This is a genomic window from Parvibaculum sp. (assembly GCF_049672805.1).
In the GTDB taxonomy this organism is placed as follows: Bacteria; Pseudomonadota; Alphaproteobacteria; order Parvibaculales; family Parvibaculaceae; genus Parvibaculum.
On sequence record NZ_JBATWS010000058.1, the window covers coordinates 1 to 4,263 of the forward strand.

5 protein-coding genes are annotated in these 4,263 nt (G+C 60.6%); 3 read left to right on the forward strand and 2 right to left on the reverse strand.

From position 1 onward, the window contains the following. Positions 1–201: Zn-ribbon domain-containing OB-fold protein (locus WBF74_RS01840; RefSeq protein ID WP_424434295.1), on the reverse strand; the 201-nt coding region annotated here is incomplete at its 3' end. 164 nt (positions 202–365) lie between these two features. On the opposite strand from WBF74_RS01840, the gene WBF74_RS01845 reads away from it, so the two are divergent. Beyond that, on the forward strand, positions 366–704 hold the full coding sequence (locus tag WBF74_RS01845) for a hypothetical protein (protein ID WP_424434298.1): 339 nt from the start codon (positions 366–368) through the stop codon (positions 702–704). Positions 705–729: 25 nt separating this feature from the next. Here the strand turns inward: WBF74_RS01845 and WBF74_RS01850 are convergent, their stop codons facing one another. Continuing rightward, complete coding sequence (locus WBF74_RS01850) at positions 730–1,401, reverse strand: nitroreductase (protein ID WP_424434301.1); 672 nt, start codon at positions 1,399–1,401, stop codon at positions 730–732. 112 nt (positions 1,402–1,513) lie between these two features. Here WBF74_RS01850 and WBF74_RS01855 point away from each other — a divergent pair, with 112 nt between their 5' ends. Then, the gene (locus WBF74_RS01855) at positions 1,514–2,641 is read left to right on the forward strand and encodes a glutathione S-transferase family protein (RefSeq protein WP_424434304.1); all 1,128 of its coding nucleotides are present in this window, start codon (positions 1,514–1,516) and stop codon (positions 2,639–2,641) included. Beyond that, a partial coding sequence (locus WBF74_RS01860; protein ID WP_424434307.1) for an arylsulfatase occupies positions 2,638–4,263 on the forward strand: 1,626 nt, incomplete at its 3' end. The genes WBF74_RS01855 and WBF74_RS01860, both read left to right, overlap by 4 nt.

Sequence of the window (4,263 nt, forward strand, 5' to 3'; positions counted from 1 at the left end):
GGAATACAGAGTGGCCTTGCCGCTTGCCTTGTAGATTTCAACCTCGCGCGAGCCACAGGCCGGGCAGAAGGGCCGGGGCGGGAAGTAGCTTTCCCGGCACGCCGTGCAGCGTTGCAGCCTCAGTTCACCCTCGCGGCAGCCGTCCCAGAATTGCTGTGTCTCGGGCGTCGGCGCGGGCAGCGGGCGATTATATTCCGCCATTTCATGCTCCCTGACATTTTGTCGTTATTGATGGAGCGGGAGGATAACGGGAGGGTCAGCTTTGGCAAATGCCGGATTTTGCTGCCTTGAAGGGGGATGTCCGCGCCTCTATGTTTCACTTTGAAACATTTTCGGGGTGTCTCATGCGCTGGCGGCTTTCAGCTATGGCAGTTCTCTTCTCGCTCGGGCTTGCAGTTCCGGCAGCGGGGGAGGCGCGCTGGATTGATCCCTGGGGACCGGAAGTTGAATACGGGGCGCTTGCGGGTGGTCCTGAAGCGGTGGACCCCTTTGCGGACGAGCGCGCGACGACGCGGCCCGAGATTACCGGCTCGCTTGGCGATTCAGCCTTTCAGGGCGGCGTTGGCCAGCAGCAGAGCTTCATTGCCATTCACAATGGCTTCTATTTCAAGCCGCATCTGCCCGCAGGCCAGCGCGTGATGACAGGTGCGCAACTGGCTCCGGTTCACCCCCGGGCCTTTCTGCCGGGTCGGTCCGGTTTCTGACTTGCATTGACGGAAGTGTCGTCCGTCAGCCAAATCCGTGGAAGGTGGCGAAGCTTTCCACCGGCTCGCGCTCGGCGATGAGCGTGTTCACCGGCGCCGTCTCATCCGCATAGCCGAGTGACATGCCGCAGATGATATATTCATCCTCAGGGACGTTCAGGACGCGGCGCGTCACGCTCCAGAAATTGTTCCAGGCGCCTTGTGCGCATGTATCAAGGCCTCGCGCCTTGGCGGCAAGCATGATCGATTGCATGAAAATCCCGATATCGAGAAAGCTCATGCAATCGAGATCCTTGTCGATGGTGAAGATGAGGCCGACCGGCGCATCGAAGAACTGGTAGTTGCGGCCCCATTGTCGCCAGTTCGCCGCCGCGTCTCCCTTCGGAATGCCGAGCAGGCCATACATCTCCTTGCCGAGTGTGCGCATGCGCGTGGTGTAGGGTTCTTTGCGCTTGGAGGTACGGGGAAACTCGGCAATCTTGTCGGCGGGGTCTGTTTCCCGATGGGCGAGCACTTCTTCCTCAAGGCGGCGGCGCACATCGCCCGCGACGACATGCACCTTCCAGGGCTGGATATTGGTGCCCGAGGGGGAATGTTTCGCGAGTTCGAGAATTTCCTTCACAAGGTCAAGCGGCACGGGATCGGGCTTGAAGGCGCGTGCGGATCGGCGCGCTTTCAGCGCTTCGTCGAGTTTCATCTTTCTCTCCGGCAAGAAATATCGATGGCGGATTGTTAGCAGGCGGGCAGGGTGTCGCAACCTCTTTCGGGGCGTCTTGTGGTTTTTGCACTCACCGTGCCATAATATCTCGATGACGAACGAGCCCGCTTCCGCGCCAGACGGTGTCATGACCGTGCATGGCCTCACGCTCTCCTATTTCACGGGGAAGCTTGAGGCCTTTCTGCGCGCGAAGGGCGTACCTTATCGGTTCGCGGAAATGGACCTCGCTGTCTTTCGCCGAGCGGGTCGGGCAACGGGTGTTCTTCAGATGCCGCAGATCGAAATGCCGGACGGGCGCTGGCTCACCGATACGACGGTCATCATGGCCGATTTCAATGAGCGTTTTCCCGAACCGGCCCTGTCCCCGCATGATCCCGCGACACGCTTTGCGAGCCTTCTGCTTGAAGACTATGGCGATGAATGGCTGTGGCGGCCGGCGCTTCATTATCGCTGGTCTTTCAAGGATGACATGACATTGATGAGCGCACAGATCGCGCGGACGATGATGCGCGACGTGAAGCTTCCCTTCTGGGTGCGGCGACAGATGATCCTGCGGCGGCAGCGGCGCGTCTATCTCGCGCAGGACGGGGTGACGAAAGAGACCGCACCGCAGATCGAGGCGCTTTACCTTGAAACGCTCGATGCGATGGAGCGCATTCTGAAAGCGCGGCCCTTCCTTATGGGGGAGAGGCCTGTCGAGGCGGATTTCGGTTTCTTCGGCTCGATGTTCCGGCACTTCTCGTCCGATCCGACACCGGCGGCAGTCATGCGCGCGCGGGCGCCGCATGTCTTTCTCTGGGTTGCGCGGCTCTGGGCCGTCAGGCCGGAAGAGATTGCTCATCAGCAGCTTCCCCAGCGCATTGAAGATGATCTTGCGCCGCTCTTTGCGCGGGCGGGGAATGACTACCTTCCCTATCTCGTCGCAAACGAGGCCGCATTTGCGCGGGGCGATCGCGATGTGACCTATCCCCGCGACGGGGTGACATGGCGCGTTCCGGTCAGCCCCTATCGCGTTCATTGCCTTGCCGCCTTGCGCAAGCATTATGCCGCGCTGGATGAAGCGGCGCGGAAACGGGTTGATGAATGTCTGGGGGGCGAAGGCGCTGCCATTCTCGCAAGCGAGAGTTCTGTGGACCTGGCGACCCTTTCGAATCCGGTTTCTGGTAGAACGCCGCTCGACCGTCATTGGGTCGGGGCACGCAGGGAGAAGAGAGTATGAAAGCGTGGGGTATCGGAGCGTTGGCGGTGGCCATGCTGGCGGTTTCGGGAGGTGTCGCGTCTGCAGAGGAGACGCCGCCCAACATCGTCATCATTCTGGCGGATGATGTGGGCTTCAGCGATTTCGGTGCATATGGCAGTGAGATTTCGACACCCAATATTGATGCGCTCGCGGAGCGGGGTGCCATCTTCTCGAACTTCCATGCCTCGCCCGTCTGTTCGCCATCGCGCGCCATGTTGATGACGGGCATGGCGAGCCATCTTGCCGGTGTCGGCAATCTGCCCGAGACGCTGCCGCCCGAGCATCGGGAGGCGCCTGCCTATCAGGGGCGGATCGCGGATGATGTCGTCACTGTCGCAAGCCTTTTGCAGCGGGCGGGGTATCGCACCGCCGTGACCGGCAAATGGCATCTCGGGCATGAGCCATCTGCGCTGCCGCCGTCACATGGCTTTGACCGTTCCTTCGTGCTGGATGCGTCGGGCGCGGATAATTGGGAGAAGCGCTCCTATCTCCCGATCTATAGCGATGCGCCGTGGTTCGAAGATGGTGAGCCTGCCGATCTGCCGGAGGATTTCTATTCCTCGAAGTTCATCGTGGACAAGGCAATCGAATATCTGGAGGAAGGGGAGAGCGACAAACCTTTCCTCGCCTATCTCGCTTTTCAGGCGGTGCATATTCCGGTGCAGGCGCCGCGCGAGTTCATCGAAAAATATGAAGGCATTTATGCCGAGGGCTGGGATGCGCTACGCAAGGCGCGCTTCGAGAGCGTCATGGCGCGCGGGCTGTTGCCTGAAAGCACGGTGCTCGGGCCGATGCCTGAGGGCTTGCGCGACTGGGATGCGCTTTCGGACGAGGAACGCGTGCTCTTCGCCAAGAGCATGGCTGTCAATGCGGCGATGATCGACGCAATGGATTTTCACATTGGCCGCTTCATCGACCATCTGAAGGCCACAGGCCAGTATGAGAATACGATCTTCTTCGTGCTTTCCGACAACGGGCCGGAGCCGAATGATCCCGTGGCGACGCCGGGCTTTTCGCAATGGCTCTGGTGGGAAGGATATAGCCGCGACATCGAAACGCTGGGCGAAAAGGGTTCCTACGCCTTCATCGGGCCGGAATTTGCAAGTGCGGCGGCATCACCCGGTTCTTTCTTCAAGCTTTATGCGGGTGAAGGCGGGCTTCGCGTTCCCTTCATTGTTGCGGGCACGGGCATCCCGGCGCGGGGCCATGTATCGCAATTCAGCTTCATCACCGATATTGCGCCGACCATTCTCGATCTTGCCGGTGTGTCGCCTGTCGCGGAGTTTGACGGGCGTGCGGTGAAGCCGATGACGGGCCGCTCTCTCCTGCCGCTGCTCAAGGGTGAGAGCGACGAGCATTATGCTGCGGATGATGCGGTTGGTCTTGAAGCGGCGGGCAATGTGGCGCTCTTCCGCGGCGACCACAAGCTTGTGCGCAACATGCCGCCTCACGGCGATGGCAAATGGTATCTCTACAACATCGCGGTCGATCCCGGCGAGACGCATGACCTCTCGGAAGAAATGCCCGAGCTTTTCGCCGAGATGCGCGCGGAATATGACGCCTATGCGGAGCGTGTCGGTGTGCTGGAGATGCCCGAAGGC

Excerpts from the sequence above, each read along its gene's own strand:
- WBF74_RS01855 (WP_424434304.1), top strand. The coding sequence starts at position 1,514 with ATGACGAACGAGCCCGCTTCCGCGCCAGACGGTGTCATGACCGTGCAT.
- WBF74_RS01845 (WP_424434298.1), top strand. The coding sequence starts at position 366 with ATGGCAGTTCTCTTCTCGCTCGGGCTTGCAGTTCCGGCAGCGGGGGAG.
- WBF74_RS01850 (WP_424434301.1), bottom strand. The coding sequence starts at position 1,401 with ATGAAACTCGACGAAGCGCTGAAAGCGCGCCGATCCGCACGCGCCTTC.